Consider the following 22,548-nt stretch of genomic DNA (forward strand, 5'->3'; position numbering starts at 1 on the left):
ATGGACGAGGTACGGACCCTAGCCAGAGCCGGTGAGCAGGTCGGGCGCGCACTGGGCACCGGTATCCACGTGGTGCGCAAACGCGCTGAACGGGCAGGCGCCGACGGGCTCAAGGCCACCAAGCGGGCGAGCAGGCGAGCGGAGAAGAAGCTGGCCAAGCGTGGGCTCACTCCGCACCAGCTGGCCCAGAGCGTCGCGGGCACGGCCGAGGAATTCAGCCAGGAGATCGGCAAACGCGGTCGCCGGGCACGCAAGGAACTGGCCAAGGCCACCAAGCAGGCGCAGAAGGATCTGGGCCGTCGTGGCCGCAAGGCCAAGAAGCGCCTGGCCGACCGGCTGGACCCGAAACCGAAGCGCCGGAAGTGGCCCTTCGCCGTGCTGCTGCTCGGCGCCGCGGGCGCGGTGGCCGCGGTGCTGCTGGCCAGGCGGCCGCAGGAGGTCAAGCCGGTGGTCGAGGAGAACGAGGACAAGGGTGAGGAGCGCCCCGCGGGCAGCCCCTCCGACAACGGGCACCGGCCGGCGGCCGCGCGCCAGAAGTGAACCGAAGCGGTGGGGCCGGGCGAGACTCGCCCGGCCCCACCGTTGGTCACAGCTTCAGGTTGCCCGCCGTGACGGTGGCGATCCGCTTGGCCGCGATGGTGCGGTCCTGGTTCGTGGTGACCACGATCGCGTACTCGCCCTTGGCCACCGCGAACACCGCGCCGGTGTCGGTCTTCTTCGACCCGCCCTTCCACCCGCCGGGCAGATCGGCCGGTGACGAGCCTGCCACCGGCACCTGGGCGTCGACGAGCAGCTTGGCCACGTCGGCGGATCCGCTGTAGATCCACACCATGGCCTGCACCGACTTGTTGTCGGCCCGGTAGAAGAAGCAGGCCGGGTTCGGCTTGCCCTCGGAGATCCGGACCTTGCCGACCCCCTGGCCGTTGGCCGCCCGCACCTCCTCCTTGTCCAGGTACGGGCACGGGCCGTCGGCGGACGGCTCCGGCACCGGCGGTGGTTTCGCCGGCGCCGCCGAAGTGGGCTCCTGGACCGGGGCCCCGGAACTGGTCGGCGGAGTTGAGTCCGCCGGGGCGCCCCCACAGGCGGAGAGCACCGCGAGCGCGGGCAGCACGAGCAGCAGTGGTCGTCTCATAACGCGGCCCACCCTAGAGCCACTCGTGCCGCCACGTCAGCGCTTGAAGTCGATGATCACCAGGTGTCCCTGGTGCTTGACCGTGTAGCCGGCGTCCCGCTCCAGGCCGATCGAGACCTCCATGCTGCCGCCGTGCCCGGCCTCGTTCACCACCGCACCGCGCACCAGCGGCAGCGGGTAGTTGACCACCCGCTTGCCGATCACCTCGACATACGGTTCGGCCCCTGCCGGCGAGGGCAGGGCGAGCTTGAGGAACCGGTTGCCCCACAGCTCGGTGACCCGCAGGTCGCTCTGCCCCCAGTACGGCCGCTCCCCGTCCAGCTGCTGGAAAAGCACCGACCCCGGCGCCTTGGCGCCCACGAACTCGAAGACCACCCGGTCGAACCCGTCGTGCGAGCCCGCCCGGAACTTGACCCCAGGCGGCGCCGCCACGGCAGCCACCGCGACAGCCGGTGTGACCACCGCCACCACCGCGAACAACGACGTGACAACAACCGCCAACCGGCGGAGAACAGACATCGCTAAACACCCCTGTGAAGATCGTCAATCCCTGACGACTCCCAGACGCGAGATTCACCCACCAGGTTGCACACCGAAACCTCGAGAAACAAAGAAGGCGGCACCACGTTCGGTGCCGCCTAACAATGCGAGCGGGGGTCCGGGGGCAGAGCCCCCCGGGTGGGGTCTGGGGGCTTCGCCCCCAGTGTGATCACAAGACGATCCAGGCGAGCGTCCTCCGCGAGCAGGGATGACCCAATCGTCGGTGGAGACGAGGGGAATCGAACCCCTAACCCCTGCCTTGCAAAGGCAGTGCTCTGCCAATTGAGCTACGTCCCCGTGGGACAGTTGGCGAGGCCGCCGGTACCTGGACGGCCACGCCTAGTCCCTCGGTTCGTTCGACTCAGCCCTCGGTCGGAGCAGTGGCTTCACGCCACAGGTCCGCCTCAGCCTTCGCAGAACGGTTGCGCTTGACAAAGAAGAGCACGACGCCGGCAACAGCGGCAAGTGCCAGAAGCTTCTTCACGTACGTTCGCCTCCCAAAGCGGCACGCGGTTGGTGCCCGATACGGGTGCCCCTGAGGAGCAGCGGGCAGTGGGCCTAGGAGGATTTGAACCTCCGACCTCTTCATTATCAGTGAAGCGCTCTAACCAACTGAGCTATAGGCCCCCGTTGCGAGATGAACACTACCGGAAGGGGTGCCGCCCACCCAAATCGGGGGGCACCCCTCCCGGCAGTTCTACTCGCGTTCGGAGAGGGTGACCTCCACGCCGCCTGCCAGGTCGGCCGAGACGTTGTAGACGAACGCGCTGACCGTGGCCAGCGCGGTGAACAGCACGATGTTGACCACGCCCACAACCGCGGCGACGCCGAACACCCTGCCCGCGCTGATCAACGGCTCAGCGCCGCCGTCCGCGTTGGTCACCAGATCCTTGTAGGTGTTGTTCAGCGAGTCCCAGACGCCCATGCCCTGGAGCACGCCGTACAGCACACCGACCGCGACCAGCCACACGAAGAACAGCGCGACCGAGAGCACCAGCGCGAGCTTGAGCACCGACCACGGATCAACCCGCTTCACCTGCAGGGCGGCCCGGCGCGGGCCCCTGCCGGTGCGGCGGGCGCTGGGTGCGGCCACCGCGGGTCGCGGCGTGGTCGCCGCTGCGGAGAAGTTGACCGTTTCCCGGCCCAGCGCGCCCAGCCCGTTGTCGGGCTGGTGCACGCCCGCCGCGGTCCCGAACACCGTGGGTGCGTCGAGATCGGGCTGCGGCGGCGCGGAGTGCTCGACCGGAGCGGCTGGCCGGAACGCGGCCGTCGGCTGGTCGATCGAGTTCTCCTTGACGGGCTCGGGAGCGGGCGGTGCGCTCTGCTGGTTGGTCACGGTCACCCGTTGCCACGGCGGCGGAGCGGCCGATGCCTGCGCGAACTCCTCGGCCGGCGGTGCCGCGGGCGCGGGCTCGCCGGTGTTCCCCGACGCGCCCGCGGCACCGTCCGGTTGCTTCGGATCGGTGATCACGGTTGCCTCGTCAGCAGGCTTGTCAGCCTGCTGCCCGGGGGTGTCCGGTTGGTTCGGTGAAGTCATCAGCAGTCCTAACCGACGGTGGTGTCCGTCGAAGAGACGCGTTCAGGCGACTATTCGTTGCTCTGCTCGGTGTCGTTCTCGTTGGCGGAGCCGTTTTCCACCTCGGCGCCATCCTCCGGCGCCGAGCCGTCCTCCGGCTCAAGACCATTCTCCGGCTCGGCCTCCTGCTCGGCACTCCGGGCCACCGCCAGCAGCGTTGTGCCCTCACCGAGGTTCATCAACCGCACGCCCTTGGTCTGCCTGCCTGCCTTGCGGATCTCGGCTGCCGTGGTCCGGATCACACCACCCGTTGAGGTGATGGCGAAGATCTCGTCCTCCAGCTCTACCACGAGTGCGCCGACCAGGCGCCCGCGCCGGGAGTCGTGCTGGATGGTCAGCACGCCCTTGCCGCCGCGACCCTGCACCGGGTAGTCCTCGATCGGCGTCCGCTTGGCGTAGCCGCCGTCGGTGGCGACCAGCACGAACCGGTCCTCCTCCACCACGGCCATGGCCAGCAGCTCGTCCCCGGAGTTGAACCGCATGCCCAGCACACCGGAGGTGGCCCGGCCCATCGGCCGCAGCGCCTCGTCGGTGGCGTGGAAGCGGATGGACTGACCGCCCGCGGAGACCAGCAGCAGGTCCTGCTCTGCCGAGCAGAGCACCGCGCCGACCAGCTCGTCGTCCTCGCGCAGGTTGATGCCGATCAGGCCACCGCTGCGGTTGGAGTCGAAGTCGGCCAGCTTGCTCTTCTTGACCAGACCGTTCTTGGTGGCCAGCACCAGGTACGGCGCGACCTGGTAGTCCTTGATCTGGATCGCCTGGGCGATGTGCTCGTCCGGCTGGAAGGCCAGCAGGTTGGCCACGTGCTGCCCGCGCGCGTTGCGGTTGGCCTCGGGCAACTCGAAGGCCTTGGCCCGGTAGACCCGGCCCTGGTTGGTGAAGAACAGGATCCAGTCGTGGGTGGAGCAGACGAAGAAGTGCGCCACGATGTCGTCCTGCTTGAGCGCCGCGCCCTGCACGCCCTTGCCGCCGCGCTTCTGCGCCCGGTACAGGTCGGTCTTGGTGCGCTTGGCGTAGCCGGTACGGGTGATCGTGACCACCACGTCCTCGACCGCGATCAGGTCCTCAAGGGACATGTCGCCGTCGAAGGGGATGATCCGGGTGCGCCGGTCGTCGCCGTACTTCTCCACGATGGCCATCAGCTCATCGCGGATGATCCGCCGCTGCCGCTCCGGGTTGGCCAGAATGTCCTCGAGGTCGGCGATGGTCAGCTCGATCTCGCCGAGTTCGTCGACGATCTTCTGCCGTTCCAGCGCGGCCAGGCGGCGGAGCTGCATCTCCAGGATCGCGTTGGCCTGGATCTCGTCCACGTCGAGCAGCTCGATCAGCCCGGTGCGGGCGATGTCCACCGTCGCCGAGGAGCGGATCAGCGCGATCACCTGGTCGAGCATGTCCAGCGCCTTGACCAGTCCGCGCAGGATGTGCGCGCGTTCCTCGGCCTTGCGCAGCCGGTACTTGGTCCGGCGGACGATGACCTCGATCTGGTGTTTGACGTAGTACCGGATCATCTGGTCCAGCCGCAGCGTGCGCGGCACGCCGTCGACCAGGGCCAGCATGTTGACGCCGAAGGAGGTCTGCAGCTGGGTGTGCTTGTAGAGGTTGTTCAGCACCACCTTGGCCACGGCGTCCCGCTTGAGCGCGATCACGATCCGCATGCCGCTGCGGCTGTTGGACTCATCGGCGATGTCGGCGATCCCGGTGAGCTTGCCGTCCCGGACCAGGGTGGCGATGTTCTCCACCAGGTTGTCCGGGTTGACCTGGTACGGCAGCTCGGTCACCACGAGGATGGTGCGCCCCTTGGCGTCCTCCTCGACCTCGACCACCGAGCGCATCCGGACCGAGCCGCGGCCGGTGCGGTAGGCGTCCTCGATGCCCTGGGTGCCCAGGATCAGGCCCTTGGTCGGGAAGTCCGGCCCCTTGATCCGCATCATCATCGCGGCCAGCGTTTCCTCGTCGCCGGCCTCGAAGTTCTCCAGCGCCCAGACCACGCCCTCGGCCACCTCACGCAGGTTGTGCGTGGGGATGTTGGTGGCCATGCCCACCGCGATCCCCTGGCTGCCGTTGACCAGCAGGTTGGGGATGCGGGCCGGCAGAACCCGGGGTTCCTTGGTCTTGCCGTCGTAGTTGTCGGCGAAGTCGACGGTGTCTTCTTCGATGTCGGCCAGCATCTGCATGGCCAGGTTGGTCAGCCGGGCCTCGGTGTACCGCATGGCCGCGGCCGGGTCGTTGCCCGCCGAGCCGAAGTTGCCCTGGCCGTCCACCAGCGGGTTGCGCATCGACCACGGCTGGGCCAGGCGGACCAGCGCGTCGTAGATCGAGCTGTCGCCGTGCGGGTGGTAGTTGCCCATGACGTCGCCGACCACGCGTGAGCACTTGACGTAGCTGCGGTCGGGGCGCAGGCCGGTGTCGAACATCGAGTAGAGCACCCGGCGGTGCACCGGCTTGAGGCCGTCGCGCACGTCGGGCAGCGCCCGGCCGACGATCACGCTCATCGCGTAGTCGACGTAGGAACGCTGCATCTCCTGCTGGAGATCGACCGGTTCGACGCGGTCGCCCGTCGGCGGCAGGGTGTCGGTCACGACCAGAAATCCCTTCTAAACGGCGGGCAGGTGTTGTTGTGCTCGCCGAGATCAGACATCGAGGAAGCGAACGTCCTTGGCGTTGCGGGTGATGAATGCGCGCCGGGACTCGACGTCCTCGCCCATCAGCACGCTGAAGAGTTCGTCGGCGGTGGCCGCGTCGTCCAGGGTGACCTGGCGCAGCACCCGGTGGGCCGGGTCCATGGTGGTGTCCCACAGCTCGTCGGCGTTCATCTCGCCGAGACCCTTGTACCGCTGGATCGCGTCGTCCTTGGGCAGCTTGCGGCCGTTGGCGACACCGGCCTGGATCAGGCCGTCACGCTCGCGGTCGGAGTAGGCGAACTCAGGCTCGATCCGCGGCCACTTGATCTTGTAGAGCGGCGGCTGCGCGAGGTAGACGTGCCCGTGCTCGATCAGCGGCCGCATGAAGCGGAACAGCAGCGTGAGCAGCAGCGTGGTGATGTGCTGGCCGTCCACGTCGGCGTCGGCCATCAGCACGACCTTGTGGTAGCGCAGCCGGGCCAGGTCGAACTCGTCGTGGATGCCGGTGCCCAGCGCGGTGATCAGGCTCTGCACCTCGGTGTTCTTCAACACCTTGTCGATGCGTGCCTTCTCCACGTTGATGATCTTGCCCCGGATCGGCAGGATCGCCTGGAAGCGCGACTCCCTGCCTTCCTTGGCCGAGCCACCCGCCGAGTCGCCCTCGACGATGTAAAGCTCGCACTCCTCCGGGTTGTTGGAGCGGCAGTCCTTGAGCTTGCCCGGCAGGCCGCCGATCTCCAGCGCGCTCTTGCGCCGGACCAGCTCGCGCGCCTTGCGCGCGGCCGCGCGCGCCTGCGAGGAGGAGATGGCCTTGCTGATGATGATCTTGGCGTCGGCCGGGTTGGCGTCGAACCAGTCGGGCAGGTGTTCGTTGCAGGTCTTCTGCACGAACGACTTGGCCTCGGTGTTGCCGAGCTTGGTCTTGGTCTGCCCCTCGAACTGGGGCTCCTTGAGCTTGATCGAGACGATCGCGGCCAGGCCCTCGCGCACGTCCTCGCCGGAGAGGTTCGCGTCCTTCTCCTTGAGCAGCTTCTTCTCCCGCGCGTACTCGTTGATCACGCGGGTCAGCGCGGCGCGGAAGCCCTCCTCGTGGGTGCCGCCCTCGTGCGTGTTGATCGTGTTGGCGAAGGTGAAGACCGACTCGGAGTAGCCGGTGTTCCACTGCATCGCGACCTCGACCTCAAGGCCCTCCGCCTTGGCGCCGAAGGAGATGATCTTCTTGTGCACTGACTCGCGGGTGGCGTTGATGTGGGTGACGAAGTCCTCGAGGCCACCCGGGTAGCAGAAGGTCCGCTCCTTGATCGCGGCCTTGACCCCGTCGGCGTCGGCGACCTCGTCGGCCTCGCTGACCCGCTCGTCCCGCAGCGTGATGATCAGGCCCTTGTTGAGGAAGGCCATTTCCTGGAGCCGCCGGGAGACCGTCTCGGCGCTGTAGGTGGTGGTCTCGAAGATGTCCGGGTCGGCCCAGTAGGTGATGATCGTGCCGGTCTCGTCGGTGGGCTCGCCCTTGACCAGCGGGTGTGCAGGCGCGGACTTCTCATACCGCTGGTTCCAGACGAAACCGTCCCGGCGGATCTCCACGTCCAGCCGGGTGGCCAGCGCGTTCACCACGGACACGCCCACGCCGTGCAGACCGCCGGAGACCGCGTAGGAGTCGCCGCCGAACTTGCCACCGGCGTGCAGGGTGGTCAGCACGACCTCGACCGCGGGGCGCTTCTCCACCGGGTGCTCATCGACCGGGATGCCACGGCCGTCGTCGACCACCCGCACGCCGCCGTCGGCGAGCAGCACGACCTCCACCTTGGTGGCGTGCCCGGCCATCGCCTCGTCCACCGCGTTGTCCACGACCTCCCACACCAGATGGTGCAGGCCACGCTCACCGGTGGAGCCGATGTACATGCCGGGACGCTTGCGGACGGCCTCGAGGCCTTCGAGCACGGTGATGGACGACGCGCTGTACTCGTTGTTCGTATTGGCAGCCACAGGCCACTATCTCCTCAGCTTGACGGCGTGCGCTTGGGTGCGGAGCACAACCTCGTCAATCCTACCGGGCCACCCGGACAGGAATGACCCTAGGACACCCCTGAGACGGTCGCAGAGGACCGAAGAACAACTTGTTCGGGTCCGGAGCGCGGAGAATCACTGTCAAGGGTTCTGCGCGAAAACCAGCCGCGCCATGTCACCCATAGGTGTCGCGCGGGCCGCGACCGGACACGTGCCGGGGCCCGTAGCGCCAGCTCGGCGCGGCCGGACCCTGTACCCGCAGGCGTTTGACCACGTCTTTGCCCACCCCGGCGCGGATCTGGCTGAGCAGCTGACGCTGCAGCAGTTTGAGCTGGGTGGCCCAGGCGGTGGAGCTGGCCTGCACGGTCAGCTCGCCGTCCTTGAGCGCGATCGGGGTGGCGTGCTCGGCGACCTCGGCGCCGACCAGCTTGGCCCAGCTGCCGAAGACGGTGCCGCCGGAGAGCTTGTCGCTCCAGCCGCGGTCGCTGGCGATGCGGGCGGCCAGCGCACCCAGCGGCTGTGGGTCCCGGTTGTCCACACCCGGCCCGGACCAGCGGCGGCGGCGTTGCGCGTTGGCGCCGCCTGCCCGAGGGGCCTGGGCGGCCTTGGCCGCGTCCCGTTTGACCTTGTTGGCGGCGCGGGCCTCGGCCAGGGCCATCTTGGCCAGGTCGACCCCTCGCAGACCGTGTTCACCCTCCGCGTTGAATCCACCTGGAGAGGTGACGGAGGGTCGATCAGTACCCGGGTCAGGTGGTGGCAGATCCCCACGCGTGACGGAGTTATCCACATTATCCACAGGGTTGTCCCCAGGAGTGCGACGCGTCACACCCGGTTGACCTCTTGTCACCGGACACGCTGGACCTTCCCTTCACCCACCTCGTAGCGGGCGCCAGCCAGCTCGGTGGGCACGTCCTCGGCCACCGCGGCGGTGACCAGTACCTGCTCCGCGGCGGCGGCGACCTCGGCCAGCCGCTGCCGTCGCCGCCGGTCCAGCTCGGCGAACACGTCGTCGAGGATCAGCACCGGTTCGACGTCCTCCGCACGCAGCAGCTCGAAGGCCGCCAGGCGCAAGGCGAGCGCGAAGGACCAGGACTCGCCGTGGCTGGCATATCCCTTGGCGGGCGTGCTGCCCAGGATCAGCTCCAGCTCGTCCCGGTGCGGTCCGATGAGACTGACCCCTCGGTCGATCTCCTGGGTCCGCACCTTGGCGACCTCCTCCAGCAGCACCGCTTCCAAGGTCGCGATGTCCGCGGCTGGGCCGCCTGCCACACCGTATCCCGCCGGCAGGGTCGCACCCAGGCAACTGCGGTACTTCACCTCGGCGGGTCGCGATTCCGGGGCCACCCCGGCGTAGGCCGCGGACACCAGCGGCTGCAGGGCGGCGACCAGGTCCAGCCGCGCGGCCAGCAGCACCGCGCCGTGCCGGGCCAGGTGCCCGTCCCACACGTCCAGGGTGCGAATATCCCCACCCTTGCCCGCCCGGCGCGCCGCACCTGCGGTTTTCAGCAGGGCGCCGCGCTGCTTGAGCACTCGTTCATAATCCGCGCGCACTCCGGCGAACCGCGGCGCGCGCAGCACCAGCAGGTCGTCCAGGAACCGCCGCCGCTCGCCAGGGTCACCCCGGACCAGCGCCAGGTCCTCCGGCGCGAACAGCACGGTGCGCAGGATGCCGAGCACCTCCCTCGGCCTTGGCGCGGGCGCCCGGTTGATCCGGGCCCGGTTCGCCTTGCCGGGGGTGATCTCCAGCTCGACCAGCAGTTCCCGCCCGTGGTGCACCACCGCGGTGCGCACCACCGCCCGCGACGCGCCCTGGCGGACCAGTGGCACGTCGGTGGCCACCCGGTGCGAGGACAGGGTGGCCACGTAGCCGACCGCCTCGACCAGGTTGGTCTTGCCCTGGCCGTTCGGTCCGACCAGCACACTCGGACCGGGTTCGAAGACCAGGTCGGCGGACTCCCAGGAGCGGAAGTCGGCGACCTGGAGCGCTCGGACGTACAACGGTCAGTTTGTCGATCCGGCACCAGAGCTGGGACCGGCCTGGTGCACCGCGTGCCCGCCGAACTGGTTCCGCAGCGCGGCCACCGCGCGCATGGCGGGCGAGTCCTCCTGCCGAGAGGCGAACCTGGCGAACAACGCGGCGGAGATCACCGGCGCGGGCACCGCGTGGTTGATCGCCTCCTCGACGGTCCACCGGCCCTCGCCGGAGTCCTCGACATAACCCCGCAGGTCGTCCAGCTCCGGGTCCGAGTCCAGCGCCCGGACCAGCAGGTCCAGCAGCCAGGAGCGGACCACGGTGCCGCGCTGCCAGGCCTTGATCACCGCGGGCGCGTCGTCGACCACGGTGGAGGCGTCCAGCAGCTCGAAGCCCTCGGCGTAAGCCTGCATCAGGCCGTACTCGATGCCGTTGTGCACCATCTTGGCGAAGTGCCCGGCGCCGACCTTGCCCGCGTGCGCGAAGCCCTCCTCGCGCGGACCTTCCGGCCGCAGCGAGTCGAAGACCGGCATCGCCCGCTCGACGAAGGCCGACTCGCCGCCGACCATCAGGCCGTAGCCATTGTCCAGCCCCCACACCCCGCCGGAGACTCCGCAGTCCAGGTAGCCGATGCCGTTCTTCTCCAGCAGCGCGGCGTGCTTCTGGTCGTCGGTGAACCGGGAGTTGCCGCCCTCGATGATCAGGTCGCCCTCGGCCAGCAGATCGTTCAGCTCCTCCACGGTGGCCTGGGTGGGCGCACCGGCGGGAACCATGATCCACACGATCCGGGGAGCGGCCAGCCGCGACACCAGGTCGGCCAGCGACTCGCTGTCGCTGACCTCCTGGTTGCGGTCGTACCCGATCACCTCGTGGCCGGCGCGGCGCAGTCGCTCGCGCATGTTGAAGCCCATCTTGCCCAGGCCGACGAGTCCGAGCTGCACCACAGTTACGACCTTTCCTGACTACGAAGCGTTCGGGATGGAGCGGACTCAGCCGGGGAGCCGGACGGGCATCAGCAGGTAGATGTAGCCGGGCTCGACCTCGCCCTCGGCGTCCACCGGCTTGATCAGCGCGGGGCGGCTGGGCGTGGTGAAGGTCAGCTGCGCCCGGCTGGTGTGCATCGCACCGAGGCCGTCGAGCAGGTAGCCGGGGTTGAACGCGATGGTCAGCCCGTCACCGGTCAGCTCGACCGGCAGCTCCTCCTCCGCGCTGCCCTCGTCGTCGCCACCGGCGGACAGGCGCAGCGAGGACTCGGAGAACTCCAGCCGGACCTGGGTGCCGCGCTCGGCGACCAGGGACACCCGCTTGATCGCCTCGACCAGCGGGGCCACGTCGATGATCGCGGCCGCGGCGTGCTCGCTGGGCAGCAGCTGGCGGTACTTGGGGAACTCGGCGTCGAGCAGCCGGGTGGTGGTGCGCCGCCCGGAACCTGACAGACCGAGCAGGCCGTCGCTGTCGCCGAGGGAGAGTTCGATCTTGGAGCCGGAGCCGCCGAGGGTCTTGGCCGCGTCCGCCAGGGTCTTGGCCGGGACGAGCAGCGCGGTCGAGCCGACCTCGCCGCTGGGCTCCCAGGTGAACTCGCGCAGGGCGAGCCGGAAGCGGTCGGTGGCCACCAGGGTGACCTTCTCGTCCTCGATCTCCATCCGCACACCGGTGAGCATCGGCAGCGTGTCGTCCTTGCCAGCCGCGATGGCGACCTGGGCGACGGCCGGGCCGAAGCTGTCCGAGGGCAGGTGCCCGGCGAGCTGCGGCATGGCAGGCAGCTGCGGGTAGTCCTCCACCGGCATGGTGGGCAGGCTGAACTTGGCGCTGCCACAGGTGATCGTCACCCGGGCGCCGTCCACCGCGATCTCCACCGGGTGGTTGGGCAGCGCCCTGGTTATGTCGGCCAGCAGCTTGCCGGAGACCAGGGTGCGACCGGCCGCGGAGATGGTGGCCGGCACGCCGATCTGGGCCGAGACCTCGTAGTCGAAGCCGGAGACGGTCAACGTCTCCCCGTTGTCGCCGTCGGCTCCGCCCGCGTCCAGCAGCACTCCACCGAGCACCGGCACCGGAGGCCGGGAGGGCAGGCTGCGGGCGACCCAGGCGACGGCGTCGGCAAGGCCGTCCCGCTCGACGCGGATCTTCATGGCAGGTCCTTTCGGAAATTCGACGCGACCGTCATGGGCTCGGGCTGGGCTGGTCGTTCGCCGTCGGTCGTGGGCCACGGCGGCCCGGGGTTGGCGCAGCGACGCATCGAGGTCCGAGCGAGGCGGGCTCCACCGTAGAGGCTTCCGGGCCTGCTCGTCATCTCGGCCCGCCCTCGACCGCGAGCCGTCCATCCCCAACTTCGCGGCGCTTGTTCATCTTTTGATTTTTACTTCTTCGAAAGATCAAGACAGCAGTAGTAGTAAGGGCTGTGAGTTGTGTGGACAGAGTGAGTTTGCGCAGCTCAGGTGGTTTCTGAGGGTGTGGACTACGGCTGTGGGCAACTGGTGAGAAACCGGGGGTACCCGTGGACAACTCAGCTGTTGGCAAAGAGCATCCACATGATCTGCGAGCTGTCCACAAGGTTGTCCCCAGCTGTGGGTGCGTTCATACCCAACCTCTACACAGGCTGAGCGTGGTCCGGGTCTCCCTGGATGGGGGACAACTCGCCGAAACTTTCTCCAGAGTTGGTCCGATCGGGCGCTCCACACCGTCAGAAAAGTTCCGGACCCCAGCGCGGGGCCGACCGGTGTCCCGCCCTGGGTCGCCCGACTTTTCTCAGCTTGTGGGGCGCGCGGTGGGGCAACGCCGAGTTAGAAACATCGGCGTGCGGCGGCCATGCCAGGGCATCCCCGGAGTCATCGGCAGCGCGGGCGGGGCACACAAGAGAAGACGCCCGCCGGAGGGACTCTCCGACGGGCGTCTACGGCGTGCTGGGGGTCAGGCGCGGGCCCGCTGCTTGATCCGCGAGGTCAGCTCCTGGACCTGGTCGTAGATGCGGCGGCGCTCGGCCATCTCCTTGCGGATCTTCTTGTCCGCGTACATAACCGTGGTGTGGTCGCGGCCGCCGAAGGTCTGCCCGATCTTCGGCAGGGACAGGTCGGTCAGCTCGCGGCACAGGTACATGGCGATCTGCCGGGCCTGGGCCAGCGCCTTGGTCTTACCGGGGCCGCACAGGTCGTCGATGCTCACCGTGAAGTACTCCGCGGTGACCGCCATGATCGTGGGCGCGGTGATCTCCGGCGCCTGCGAGTCCGGGATCAGGTCGCGCAGCACGATCTCGGCCAGCGGCACGTCCACCGGCTGCCGGTTCAGCGAGGCGAACGCGGTGACCCTGATCAGCGCGCCCTCCAGCTCGCGGATGTTGCGCTCGATCCGGGCGGCGATGAACTCTAGCACCTCGGCGGGCGCGGCCAGCCGGTCCTGGGCGGCCTTCTTGCGCAGGATCGCGATCCGGGTCTCCAGCTCGGGCGGCTGGATGTCGGTGATCAGGCCCCACTCGAACCGCGTGCGCAGCCGGTCCTCCAGGGTCTCCAGCCGCTTGGGCGGCCGGTCCGAGGACACCACGATCTGCTTGTTCGCGTTGTGCAGGGTGTTGAAGGTGTGGAAGAACTCCTCCTGCGTGCCTTCCTTGCCCTCCAGGAACTGGATGTCGTCGACCAGGAGCACGTCGACGTCCCGGTAGCGGCGCTGGAAGGCGACCTTGCGGTCATCACGCAGTGAGTTGATGAAGTCGTTGGTGAACTCCTCGGTCGAGACATACCGCACCCGCATGCCCTGGAAGAGCCGCTGGGCGTAGTGCCCGACCGCGTGCAGCAGGTGGGTCTTGCCCAGACCGGACTCGCCCCAGATGAACAGCGGGTTGTACGCCCTGGCCGGCGCCTCGGCCACGGCCACTGCCGCGGCGTGCGCGAACCGGTTGGAGGCGCCGATGACGAAGGTGTCGAAGGTGTACTTCTCATTCAGCCTGGTCTGCGGGTTGCTCGGCGAGCGAGCGGGCTGACCGGCCGAATTACCGGAGTACTTGGGCCATATCTCGTGCACCGCGGCGAGCGCCTCGCGCTCCTCGTCCACCTCGTCCTCGGTGTCCCCGCCCTCGGTCAAGCCGGTGGGCAGCGAACCGAGTTGCGGCAACCCGGGGCCGGGAATCGGCGTGGTGGCCATCCCGTTGGGCAGCGGGGCCAGCGGCAGCGGGATCGCGGGCATCGTCGGCTGTTCCAGCGACGGGCCTGCGTGCGTTGGCGGGCTCACCGGCGGCGGGGCCACCGGTTTGGGCGGGGCGGGGCTCAATGGCGCGTTGTCCACCTTCACCGCGAGCGAGACGTCCCGGCCGAGATGGCGGGAGAGCGCGGCGGTGATCGGTTCGCGCAACGCGCGTTCGATGGCGTCCTTGGCAAAATCGCTCGGGGCGGCCAGCAGGGCCGTTCCGTCGAGCAGGCCGATCGGGCGGGTCACCCGCATCCAGGCTCGCTGCTGAGGAGACAGGGTGCCGGAGGACAACTCCTGCACCACACGCTCCCATACGAGTCCCAGCTCGGCGTGGGTGTCGGACACTTGCTCCGCTCCCCTCCCCTCGTGTCAGTGCCGCGCGGACACCAAACGTGAGATGTCCACAGAGTTGTCCACAACTGTGCACGAAGGCAGGACGGGCCGCACATGGACCCCCCTGTAACCGCGGAAGGGGCAACCTAACAACACTGGACACCGCCTGCAAGACCCGGATGGCGACTGCACTGGAGTGGGCGGCCTGCTTGCCCGTTGTGGTGGAACGGGGGGCGGATTTGAGATGACGGCGGGTGATAAGTACCCTCGAACGGTCTCCCGCGTACCGACGGGTGCGTTTGCCGTGCCTGTCATGGTCGTCTGATCTTGACGAACGCGACGGAGACAACCCTAGACCTGCTACACCCATGTACCGGGAGAACCGACCGTGAGCAAGCGCACCTTCCAGCCCAACAACCGTCGTCGCGCGAAGACCCACGGCTTCCGGCTGCGGATGCGCACCCGTGCCGGTCGCGCCATCCTGGCTGCTCGCCGCCGCAAGGGCCGCGACGAGCTGTCCGCCTGAGACACCCGCCGCCGTGCTCCCCGCGGCTGCCCGGCTCACCCGTAGCCAGGACTTCGGCCTGGTGGTACGCCGGGGCCGCCGCGTTGGGCGACCCCGGTTGGTGGTGCACGCGCAACTGTCGAACCCGCCCACCCCTGGCGAGTCCTGCTCGCCGCGGGTGGGTTTCGTCGTGAGTAAGGCCGTGGGCAATTCAGTCGTCCGGCACCGGGTCTCCCGCCGGCTCCGGCACCTGATGCGGGACCGGCTTGACCGGTTCCCGCCGGGCACCGCCCTCGTGGTGCGTGCCCTGCCCGACTCGGCCGAGGCCACCAGTGCCCAGCTCGGTGGCGATCTCGACTCGGCCTTCCGCAAGCTCGGTCTGCCCGTCCACGGTGGTGCGGCGTGAGCGCCGGGCGGGCCGGGCCGGTGGCCACCGTGTTGTTGTGGCCGGTCCGGTTCTATCGCCGGTTCATCTCCCCCGCTCTTCCCCCGACGTGCCGCTTCTACCCGAGCTGCAGCACCTACGCGGTGGAGGCGCTGACCACACACGGCGCCTTCCGCGGGTCGTGGCTCACCGTGCGCAGGCTGTTGCGCTGCGGACCCTGGCACCCTGGAGGCCTGGACCCCGTTCCGCCGCCCCGCGACCGTGCTTCGGAGCGGGCTTCGTGCAAATCCGCTGAGGAGTAGTTCGTGCTCGACTTCATCAACTACCCCGTGTCAGCCATCATGTGGTTCTGGCACAAGGTGCTCAGCTATGTCATCCCGGAGACCAGCGGGGTGAACTGGGCCCTGTCGGTGATGCTCCTCGTGTTCACCCTGCGCGGGCTGCTGTTCAAGCCGTTCGTCAAGCAGGTGCGCTCGATGCGCAAGATGGCGGAGTTCCAGCCCCAGCTCGCCAAGCTTCGCGAGAAGTACGGCAACGACAAGCAGCGCATGGCCCAGGAGATGCAGAAGCTCCAGGCCGAGGGCGGGTTCAACCCGCTGGGCGGCTGCCTGCCGATGCTGGTCCAGATGCCGGTGTTCCTCGGTCTGCTCAACGTGCTCCAGGGCTTCAAGCCCGGCGCCACGAGCAACTACATCTTCGGCCAGCCCGAGGTCAGCTCCTTCCTCGCCTCGAAGCTGTTCGGCGTGAACCTCTCCGCCGCGATCCGGATGAGCGGCGCGGACCTGGCCACCATCGGCACCGACCGCACCGCCCTGCTGCTGCTGGCGATCCCGCTCATGGTGCTGGCCTCGGCGCTGACCCACCTGACCGCGCGGCACTCGGTGGCCCGCCAGTCGGCGACCGCGGCGGCCAACCCGCAGTCGGCGATGATGAACAAGCTGATGCTGTACTTGTTCCCGCTCGCGGTGCTCGTCGGTGGCCCGTTCTTCCCGGTCGCGATGCTGCTCTACTGGCTGAGCAACAACACCTGGACCCTCGGTCAGCAGTACGTGGTGTACCACCGCATCGACCGCGAGGAAGACGAGAAGAAGGCCGCCGCCATCGAGAAGCGGCAGAACATCGGCCCCAAGCCCGGCCAGAAGCCGCAGCCCGGTCAGAAGCCGGTGCGCAAGCGCCCGGCCAACACCGCCCCGCCTGCCACCTCCTCGGCCGACAAGAACAAGGACACCTCCGCCTCAACCGGGTCGGAGAAGAGCACTGCCCCGCGCAACGGTTCGGACGCGGCCAAGTCCACGGACTCCGCCGCCCCCAAGCCCGGTGAGGTCCCCGGGATCATCCAGAGCCGGTCGACGGGCAAGAAGCAGACCCGCAAGCGCCGCTGAGGCGACTGCAATATGGAAGGAGACACCGTGTCGGAGACCTTGCAGGCGACCGAACAGGAAGCGGACGCCGCTACTCCGGACGCCGGTAACGACGAGAGCCTGCTGGTGCGCGAAGGCGACGTCGCGGGCGACTACCTGGAAAAGCTGCTCGACCTGCTCGACTACGACGGCGACATCGACCTGGACGTCGAAGCGGGCCGCGCGATCGTGAGCATCGACGGCGGCGAAGACCTGGAGAAGCTCGTCGGTCGCCGCGGTGAGGTCCTGGAATCCCTCCAGGAGCTGACCCGCCTCGCGGTCCAGCAGTCCACCGGCAGCCGCAGCCGCCTGATGCTCGACGTGGCCCAGTGGCGCGCCGACCGCCGCGCCGAGCTGAGCGAGCTGGGCAAGTCGACCGCGGAGAAGGTGCTGGAGACGACCAAGCCGATCCGCCTGCGCACCATGACCCCGTTCGAGCGGAAGGTCGTGCACGACGCGGTCGCCGCGGTCACCGGGGTGCACAGCGAGAGCGAGGGCGAGGAGCCGCACCGCCGCGTGGTGGTCTTCCCGACCAGCTGACCAAGCACACGCAGAACGCCCGGCCGGGGCTTCCTCGGCCGGGCGTTTTGTTTTGGGTGGGCGGGTTAGCGAGGTGGGGAGATCGACGGTTGGACAGCGGTGAGTGGGAGGCGCGGGTTGGTTGTGGGGATCCGGGGATGGGTGCGCGGCCGGGTGTGGCGGGAGCGAGTAGTGGTTCGTGGTCTTATTGGGCGTCTGGGTTTGGGTGGTCGTTTCACGTGAAACGGCGACTGAAGGGATGGGGAGTGGGCGTGGTTTCACGTGAAACGGTGCCGGTGCCGGAGCTGGCGGCGCGGGTGTTCGGGGATCGGCTTGAGCTGGCAGTGCGGTTCGCCGACCTGCTGATCGAGCACGGGGTGGAGCGGGGGCTGATCGGGCCTCGCGAGGTCGAACGGGTCTGGGATCGGCACATGCTCAACTCCGCCGTGGTGGCCGACCTGCTGCCGCCCTCGGTGTCCGTGGTCGACGTCGGCTCCGGGGCCGGGCTGCCCGGCCTGCCGATGGCGATCGCTCGGCCCGATGTGTCCATCACCCTGCTGGAGCCGATGGCTCGCCGGGTCGCCTGGCTGACCGAGGTGGTCGAGGAGCTGGACCTCGATGTCGAGGTGGTTCGGGGACGTGCTGAGGAGAAGGCCGTTCGGGAACAGCTCGCTGGTGCCGATGTAGTGACTGCACGCGCTGTCGCGCCGCTGGCGAAGCTGGCCGGGTGGTGTCTGCCGTTGGCTCGGCCCGAGGGGCAGCTGCTGGCGCTCAAGGGGTCGAGTGCGGCGGAGGAGCTTGAGCGGGACGAGCAGGCGGTGGCGGCGGTCGGGGGCGTGAACGGACGGATTGTGGTCTGCGGGGAAGGGGTTCTTGAGGTGCCGACGACGGTAGTTGTGGTCGATCGCGCTCCAGGGCGTGACGGGAAGCGCCGGAGAAGGAAGGATCGGGGATGAGGCCGGAGTCGCCCCAGTTTTCACATTCGGAGCGCGAAACGGCCCACGTTCCACGTGAAACACTCGCACCGGATTCGGTGACATCCCACGTGCCCGAGGAGATCCCCGTGTGGACCCCCATTGCCGAGGAAGCCGAGCGCGCTACTCGCGTGCTGCACCCCGACGCCCTGCAGTTGCCCCGCCCGGCCCGTCGCCGCGTGCTCACCGTGGCCAACCAGAAGGGCGGCGTCGGTAAGACCACCAGCACGGTGAACCTGGCCGCCGCACTCGCCCTGCACCACCTCAAGGTGCTGGTGATCGACCTCGACCCGCAGGGCAACGCGAGCACCGCCCTGGGCGTCGAGCATCGGTCCGGCACCCCCTCCATCTACGAGGTGCTGATCGGCGAGATCTCGCTCGCTGACGCGGCCGCGCCGAGCAACCAGACGGACAACCTGGTGTGCGTCCCGGCGACCATCGACCTGGCCGGCGCCGAGATCGAACTGGTCTCGATGGCCGCCCGGGAGTCCCGGCTCAAGGAAGCCCTCTCCCCCGAGGCGCTGGACTCCCTGCAGCCCGACTACGTCTTCATCGACTGCCCGCCCTCGCTCGGCCTGCTCACGCTGAACGCGATGGTGGCGGCGCAGGAGGTGCTCATCCCGATCCAGTGCGAGTACTACGCGCTGGAGGGGCTGAGCCAGCTGCTCGGCAACATCGAGCTGGTGCAGCAGCATCTGAACCCGGACCTGGACGTGTCCACCATCCTGCTCACCATGTACGACGGCCGCACCAAGCTGGCCGACCAGGTGACCACCGAGGTGCGCAACCACTTCCAGGAACGCGTCCTCAAGACCGTGATCCCTCGTAGCGTGAAGGTGTCCGAGGCGCCCGGCTTCGGGCAGACGATCATCACCTACGACCCGGGTTCGCGGGGCGCGATGAGCTACCTCGACGCAGCCAAGGAACTCGCCGTACGCGGCGCCGAGATGGGAACCACATGACAGAACGAAAGGGCGGGCTCGGCCGAGGTCTCGCCGCACTGATCCCCAGTGGCCCGCCGCCCGGCGCGGCGGGTGCCTCCTCCCCCGCCGCCACCGCGGTGGCGGCCAGGACCAAGGGTGAGGTGGAGCCGGAGACCTCGGTGGCCGGTGCGGTCTACCGCGAGGTGCCGACCGCGGCGATCAAGCCGAACCCGAAGCAGCCCCGGCACGTCTTCGACGAGGACGCGCTGTCCGAGCTGGAGCACTCGATCCGCGAGTTCGGGCTCATGCAGCCGGTCGTGGTGCGGGAGCTGGGCAAGGGTCAGTACGAACTCGTCATGGGTGAGCGGCGCCTGCGGGCGACGCAGCTGGCGGGGCTGGACCGGATCCCGGCCATCGTCCGGCAGACCGCCGATGAGGCGATGCTGCGGGACGCGTTGCTGGAGAACATCCACCGGGTGCAGCTCAACCCGTTGGAAGAGGCGGCCGCCTACCAGCAGCTGCTGGAGGAGTTCGAGGTCACCCACGAGGAGCTGGCCGGCCGGATCGGCCGCAGCCGCCCGGTGATCACCAACACCATCCGGCTGCTGAAGCTGCCCCTCCCCGTGCAGCGCCGGGTCGCCGCCGGTGTGCTCTCCGCCGGACACGCCCGCGCGCTGCTCGGCCTGGACGACCCTGGCCGCCAGGAGGACCTGGCCGCCAAGATCATCGCCGAGGGGTTGTCGGTCCGGGCGACCGAGGAGGCCGTGGTGCTCGCCAAGAGCGAGCAACCGGCCAAGGCCAAGCCCGCCGCGCGCAAGCCGATCCAGGCCCCCGGTCTGCAGGACCTGGCGGAGAAACTGTCCGACGCCTTCGACACCCGGGTCAAGGTTGAACTCGGCCGCCGCAAGGGCCGGATCGTGCTCGAATTCGGCTCTGTGGACGATCTTGAGCGCATCGTGGAGCTGATGGGACATAACGGGGCAAAACGGTCACAGCAGAGCGACTAGCCAGGGTATTGCCGACTTATGTCACGGTGACGTTTTCGGATGGAAACGCCAATCAGCTGCGGGCGAGCGCTCGCTCGACCAGGGTGCCGAACACCTCACCGAGCGAGCGCCCGGCGGCCTCCACCGCCATCGGCAGCAGTGAGGTCTCGGTGAGTCCCGGCGAGACATTCACTTCCAGGAAGTGCGCCGTGCCATCCGGCGTCACGATCGCGTCGGTCCGGGAGATGTCACGGAGGCCGAGCAACTGGTGCGCGGCCACCGCCAGCTCCCCCACCGTCCGCTGGGTCTCCGGCGAGAGCCGGGCCGGGGCGTGGAACGTGGTGAGTCCCGCGGTGTACCGGGCCGAGTAGTCGTACACGCCGTTCTCCGGCTGGATCTCCACCGCCGGCAGGGCCAGGGGCCCCTCGGCGGTGTCCACGACCGCCACGGCCACCTCAACGCCCGCAACGTAGGTCTCCGCGAGCACGGTGTCCCCGTAGGCCAGGCAGTCCACCATCGCGGCAGGCAGATCCGCGGCGTCCCGCACCACGGTCGCGCCCAGCGCGGAGCCGCCCTGGTCCGGCTTGAGCATCAGCGGCAGGCCGAGCCGGTCGACCAGCGCGTCCAGCACCGCCTGCGCGCCGAGCACCCGGAACGTGCTGTGCGGCAGCACCACCCAGTCCGGCGTGCTCAGCCCGGCCCTGGCCAGCTCGCCCTTGGCGGTCGGCTTGTCCCAGGCCCGGCGGCAGGCCCTCGGGTCGGTGCCCACGTAGGGCACACCGAGCATCTCCAGCACCGACTGCACCGCGCCGTTCTCGCCCTCGCCGCCGTGCAGCGCCACCACCGCGGCATCCGGCCGGTGCTGCCGCAGCCGCTCCAGCAGCGCGCCGTCGGCGTCCCACTCCTCCACGGTCAGCCCGGTCTCGCGCAGCGCGGCGGAGAGCCTGCGGCCCGACCGCAGCGAGACCTCCCGCTCATGGGACAGCCCACCGGCCAGTACCGCGACCCAACGATCAGACACTGCACAGCTCCTCGCCTGGAAAGTGCCGACGGTCCACTGTGATTGTCCACAGTGGACCGTCGGTGCGAACGTTGCGGGATAAGGCCGGTCAGGCCGTGTCCGGGGACGGCGACTGCGGGCCCGTCGGCTGGCGGCGGACCACCTGGCCGAAGGTGCTGATCAGCTCCAGCTCGCCCTCCAGCACGGTGGCCAGCCTGCGCACGCCCTCCCGGATCCGCTCCGGCGTCGGGTAGCAGAAGGACAGCCGCAACTGGCTGTTGCCGGTGCCGTCGCCGAAGAAGGCGGTGCCCGGCACGAAGGCCACCCGCTGGGTGACCGCGCGCGGCAGCATCGCCTTGGTGTCAATGCCTTCCGGCACGGTCAGCCACACGTAGAAGCCACCGTCCGGTTTGGTCCAGCGGCAGCCCGCTGGCAGGTGCGCCGCCAGCGCGCCGAGCATGGCGTCCCGGCGTTCCCGGTACACCTCGCGGTAGGTCTTGATCTGGCCCATCCAGTCGTGCTGGGCCAGGTAGCGGGACACCACGGCCTGGGTGAAGGTGGGCGGGCACAGCGTGGCCGATTCGGCGGCCAGCACCAGCTTCTCCCGCACCGCGTGCGGGGCCAGCGCCCAGCCGACCCGCAGGCCCGGCGCGAAGGTCTTGGAGAACGAGCCGAGGTAGACCACGTTCTCCGACTCCATCGAGCGCAGCGCCGGGTAGGTCTGGCCGTCGAAGCCGAGCATCCCGTACGGGTTGTCCTCGATCACCAGCACGCCGTGCCGGGCGCAGATCTCCAGCACCTCGGCCCGCCGGTGCACCGCCAGGGTCACGCCTGCCGGGTTGTGGAAGTTCGGGATCGTGTACAGGAACTTCACCCGCCGCCCGGCCGCGGCCAGCGCGCTCAGCGTGCGCTCCAGCTCCGCCGGGATCAGGCCCTCGTCGTCCAGCGGGACGTGCACGACCTCGGCCTGGTAGGCGGTGAAGGTGCCCAGCGCGCCCACATAGGACGGGGCCTCGGCCACCACCACGTCGCCGGGATCGCAGAAGATCCGGGTGACCATGTCCAGTCCGGACTGCGAGCCCACGGTGACCGTGACGTCGTCCGGGTGGGCCGAGATGCCCTCCAGGGCCATGATCTGGCAGATCTGCTCACGCAGTGCCGGGATGCCCTGGGCCGAGCCGTACTGCAGCGCGGTCTGGCCCTCGGTGGCCAGCAACTGCGCCACATCGGCGGAGAGCGTCTCCAGTGGCAGCGCGGCCAGGTAGGGCATGCCACCGGCCAGGGAGACCACCTCGGGCCTGCTGGCCACCGCGAACAGGGCCCTGATCTCCGATGCCGTCATGCCGGCCGTGCGCGCCGCGTAGCGCCGCAGGTGGGTGTCCAGGCTGCGCCCCGCTGCCGCCGCGGCCGGGACAGCGGACGGATTTTGCTGTTCGGGCTTGGGGGCAGGTAGGTTCATGGCGCGCTCCGGTATCGGCGATCGTCCGAGTCAGTCTAGGCCG

The 22,548-nt window shown here is 69.1% G+C and carries 21 protein-coding genes, 2 tRNA genes and 1 pseudogene; 9 read left to right on the forward strand and 15 right to left on the reverse strand.

Going from position 1 to position 22,548, the window contains the following annotated elements; all coding sequences use genetic code 11:
• Positions 1-540 carry a hypothetical protein gene (locus ACTOWY_RS26105; RefSeq protein ID WP_441312301.1) on the forward strand — a complete coding sequence of 180 codons (540 nt, stop codon included), beginning with the start codon at positions 1-3 and terminating at the stop codon, positions 538-540.
• A gap of 46 nt (positions 541-586) precedes the next feature.
• Here ACTOWY_RS26105 and ACTOWY_RS26110 read toward each other — a convergent pair whose 3' ends face one another.
• From ACTOWY_RS26110 to dnaA, 13 genes and pseudogenes are all read right to left on the reverse strand, one after another.
• Positions 587-1,132: a DUF2020 domain-containing protein gene (locus ACTOWY_RS26110; RefSeq protein WP_441312302.1), complete on the reverse strand. Its 546-nt coding sequence runs from the start codon at positions 1,130-1,132 to the stop codon at positions 587-589.
• A 36-nt stretch (positions 1,133-1,168) separates the two neighbouring features.
• The gene (locus ACTOWY_RS26115; protein ID WP_441312303.1) at positions 1,169-1,651 is read right to left on the reverse strand and encodes an AMIN-like domain-containing (lipo)protein; all 483 of its coding nucleotides are present in this window, start codon (positions 1,649-1,651) and stop codon (positions 1,169-1,171) included.
• A 245-nt stretch (positions 1,652-1,896) separates the two neighbouring features.
• A tRNA-Ala gene (locus tag ACTOWY_RS26120) sits at positions 1,897-1,969 on the reverse strand.
• A gap of 70 nt (positions 1,970-2,039) precedes the next feature.
• Positions 2,040-2,156: pseudogene (locus ACTOWY_RS26125) on the reverse strand (DLW-39 family protein); the annotation flags it as partial.
• A gap of 69 nt (positions 2,157-2,225) precedes the next feature.
• A tRNA-Ile gene (locus ACTOWY_RS26130) sits at positions 2,226-2,299 on the reverse strand.
• Between the two features lie 70 nt (positions 2,300-2,369).
• Positions 2,370-3,209: a DUF3566 domain-containing protein gene (locus ACTOWY_RS26135; RefSeq protein WP_441312304.1), complete on the reverse strand. Its 840-nt coding sequence runs from the start codon at positions 3,207-3,209 to the stop codon at positions 2,370-2,372.
• Positions 3,210-3,259: 50 nt separating this feature from the next.
• A complete protein-coding gene (gene gyrA, locus ACTOWY_RS26140; protein WP_441312305.1) occupies positions 3,260-5,827 on the reverse strand; it encodes a DNA gyrase subunit A in 2,568 nt (855 codons plus the stop codon).
• Between the two features lie 51 nt (positions 5,828-5,878).
• The gene (gyrB, locus tag ACTOWY_RS26145) at positions 5,879-7,852 is read right to left on the reverse strand and encodes a DNA topoisomerase (ATP-hydrolyzing) subunit B (RefSeq protein WP_441312306.1); all 1,974 of its coding nucleotides are present in this window, start codon (positions 7,850-7,852) and stop codon (positions 5,879-5,881) included.
• A 196-nt stretch (positions 7,853-8,048) separates the two neighbouring features.
• On the reverse strand, positions 8,049-8,555 hold the full coding sequence (locus tag ACTOWY_RS26150; RefSeq protein ID WP_441312459.1) for a DciA family protein: 507 nt from the start codon (positions 8,553-8,555) through the stop codon (positions 8,049-8,051).
• Positions 8,556-8,716: 161 nt separating this feature from the next.
• On the reverse strand, positions 8,717-9,871 hold the full coding sequence (gene recF / locus ACTOWY_RS26155; RefSeq protein ID WP_441312307.1) for a DNA replication/repair protein RecF: 1,155 nt from the start codon (positions 9,869-9,871) through the stop codon (positions 8,717-8,719).
• A 3-nt stretch (positions 9,872-9,874) separates the two neighbouring features.
• Positions 9,875-10,789, reverse strand: a complete 915-nt coding sequence (gnd, locus tag ACTOWY_RS26160) for a phosphogluconate dehydrogenase (NAD(+)-dependent, decarboxylating) (RefSeq protein ID WP_441312308.1) — start codon at positions 10,787-10,789, stop codon at positions 9,875-9,877.
• Positions 10,790-10,834: 45 nt separating this feature from the next.
• Complete coding sequence (gene dnaN, locus ACTOWY_RS26165; protein WP_185001021.1) at positions 10,835-11,974, reverse strand: DNA polymerase III subunit beta; 1,140 nt, start codon at positions 11,972-11,974, stop codon at positions 10,835-10,837.
• Positions 11,975-12,752: 778 nt separating this feature from the next.
• Positions 12,753-14,366, reverse strand: a complete 1,614-nt coding sequence (gene dnaA / locus ACTOWY_RS26170; protein ID WP_441312309.1) for a chromosomal replication initiator protein DnaA — start codon at positions 14,364-14,366, stop codon at positions 12,753-12,755.
• A gap of 376 nt (positions 14,367-14,742) precedes the next feature.
• Here dnaA and rpmH point away from each other — a divergent pair, with 376 nt between their 5' ends.
• From rpmH to ACTOWY_RS26210, 8 genes are all read left to right on the forward strand, one after another.
• On the forward strand, positions 14,743-14,880 hold the full coding sequence (rpmH, locus tag ACTOWY_RS26175; protein WP_088287484.1) for a 50S ribosomal protein L34: 138 nt from the start codon (positions 14,743-14,745) through the stop codon (positions 14,878-14,880).
• Between the two features lie 13 nt (positions 14,881-14,893).
• Positions 14,894-15,265, forward strand: a complete 372-nt coding sequence (gene rnpA / locus ACTOWY_RS26180; protein WP_441312310.1) for a ribonuclease P protein component — start codon at positions 14,894-14,896, stop codon at positions 15,263-15,265.
• Entirely contained in the window at positions 15,262-15,546 is a 285-nt protein-coding gene (gene yidD / locus ACTOWY_RS26185) for a membrane protein insertion efficiency factor YidD (protein ID WP_247765887.1), read from the forward strand. The genes rnpA and yidD overlap by 4 nt, the downstream gene beginning before the upstream one ends.
• 3 nt (positions 15,547-15,549) lie before the next feature.
• Positions 15,550-16,626 (forward strand): membrane protein insertase YidC, encoded by a 1,077-nt coding sequence (yidC, locus tag ACTOWY_RS26190; protein WP_441312311.1) that lies wholly within the window; start codon positions 15,550-15,552, stop codon positions 16,624-16,626.
• Between the two features lie 27 nt (positions 16,627-16,653).
• Positions 16,654-17,184 carry a Jag family protein gene (locus ACTOWY_RS26195; RefSeq protein WP_247765885.1) on the forward strand — a complete coding sequence of 177 codons (531 nt, stop codon included), beginning with the start codon at positions 16,654-16,656 and terminating at the stop codon, positions 17,182-17,184.
• A gap of 245 nt (positions 17,185-17,429) precedes the next feature.
• A complete protein-coding gene (gene rsmG / locus ACTOWY_RS26200; protein WP_441312460.1) occupies positions 17,430-18,119 on the forward strand; it encodes a 16S rRNA (guanine(527)-N(7))-methyltransferase RsmG in 690 nt (229 codons plus the stop codon).
• Positions 18,116-19,099 carry a ParA family protein gene (locus ACTOWY_RS26205; RefSeq protein ID WP_247765883.1) on the forward strand — a complete coding sequence of 328 codons (984 nt, stop codon included), beginning with the start codon at positions 18,116-18,118 and terminating at the stop codon, positions 19,097-19,099. Before rsmG ends, ACTOWY_RS26205 begins: the two co-directional genes overlap by 4 nt.
• A complete protein-coding gene (locus ACTOWY_RS26210; RefSeq protein ID WP_247765882.1) occupies positions 19,096-20,067 on the forward strand; it encodes a ParB/RepB/Spo0J family partition protein in 972 nt (323 codons plus the stop codon). The genes ACTOWY_RS26205 and ACTOWY_RS26210 overlap by 4 nt, the downstream gene beginning before the upstream one ends.
• Before the next feature lie 52 nt (positions 20,068-20,119).
• On the opposite strand, the gene ACTOWY_RS26215 is transcribed toward ACTOWY_RS26210, so the two are convergent.
• Together ACTOWY_RS26215 and ACTOWY_RS26220 are read right to left on the reverse strand one after the other, a co-directional pair.
• Positions 20,120-21,067, reverse strand: a complete 948-nt coding sequence (locus tag ACTOWY_RS26215; RefSeq protein WP_441312312.1) for a D-alanine--D-alanine ligase family protein — start codon at positions 21,065-21,067, stop codon at positions 20,120-20,122.
• Positions 21,068-21,155: 88 nt separating this feature from the next.
• Positions 21,156-22,505 (reverse strand): aminotransferase-like domain-containing protein, encoded by a 1,350-nt coding sequence (locus ACTOWY_RS26220; RefSeq protein WP_441312313.1) that lies wholly within the window; start codon positions 22,503-22,505, stop codon positions 21,156-21,158.
• Positions 22,506-22,548: the final 43 nt, after the last annotated feature.

Source organism: Crossiella sp. CA198, from assembly GCF_052078295.1.
Classification (GTDB): Bacteria; Actinomycetota; Actinomycetes; order Mycobacteriales; family Pseudonocardiaceae; genus Crossiella.

Excerpts from the sequence above, each read along its gene's own strand:
- ACTOWY_RS26105 (WP_441312301.1), top strand. The coding sequence starts at position 1 with ATGGACGAGGTACGGACCCTAGCCAGAGCCGGTGAGCAGGTCGGGCGC.
- ACTOWY_RS26110 (WP_441312302.1), bottom strand. The coding sequence starts at position 1,132 with ATGAGACGACCACTGCTGCTCGTGCTGCCCGCGCTCGCGGTGCTCTCC.
- ACTOWY_RS26115 (WP_441312303.1), bottom strand. The coding sequence starts at position 1,651 with ATGTCTGTTCTCCGCCGGTTGGCGGTTGTTGTCACGTCGTTGTTCGCG.
- ACTOWY_RS26135 (WP_441312304.1), bottom strand. The coding sequence starts at position 3,209 with ATGACTTCACCGAACCAACCGGACACCCCCGGGCAGCAGGCTGACAAG.
- dnaN (WP_185001021.1), bottom strand. The coding sequence starts at position 11,974 with ATGAAGATCCGCGTCGAGCGGGACGGCCTTGCCGACGCCGTCGCCTGG.
- ACTOWY_RS26205 (WP_247765883.1), top strand. The coding sequence starts at position 18,116 with ATGAGGCCGGAGTCGCCCCAGTTTTCACATTCGGAGCGCGAAACGGCC.
- ACTOWY_RS26210 (WP_247765882.1), top strand. The coding sequence starts at position 19,096 with ATGACAGAACGAAAGGGCGGGCTCGGCCGAGGTCTCGCCGCACTGATC.
- ACTOWY_RS26220 (WP_441312313.1), bottom strand. The coding sequence starts at position 22,505 with ATGAACCTACCTGCCCCCAAGCCCGAACAGCAAAATCCGTCCGCTGTC.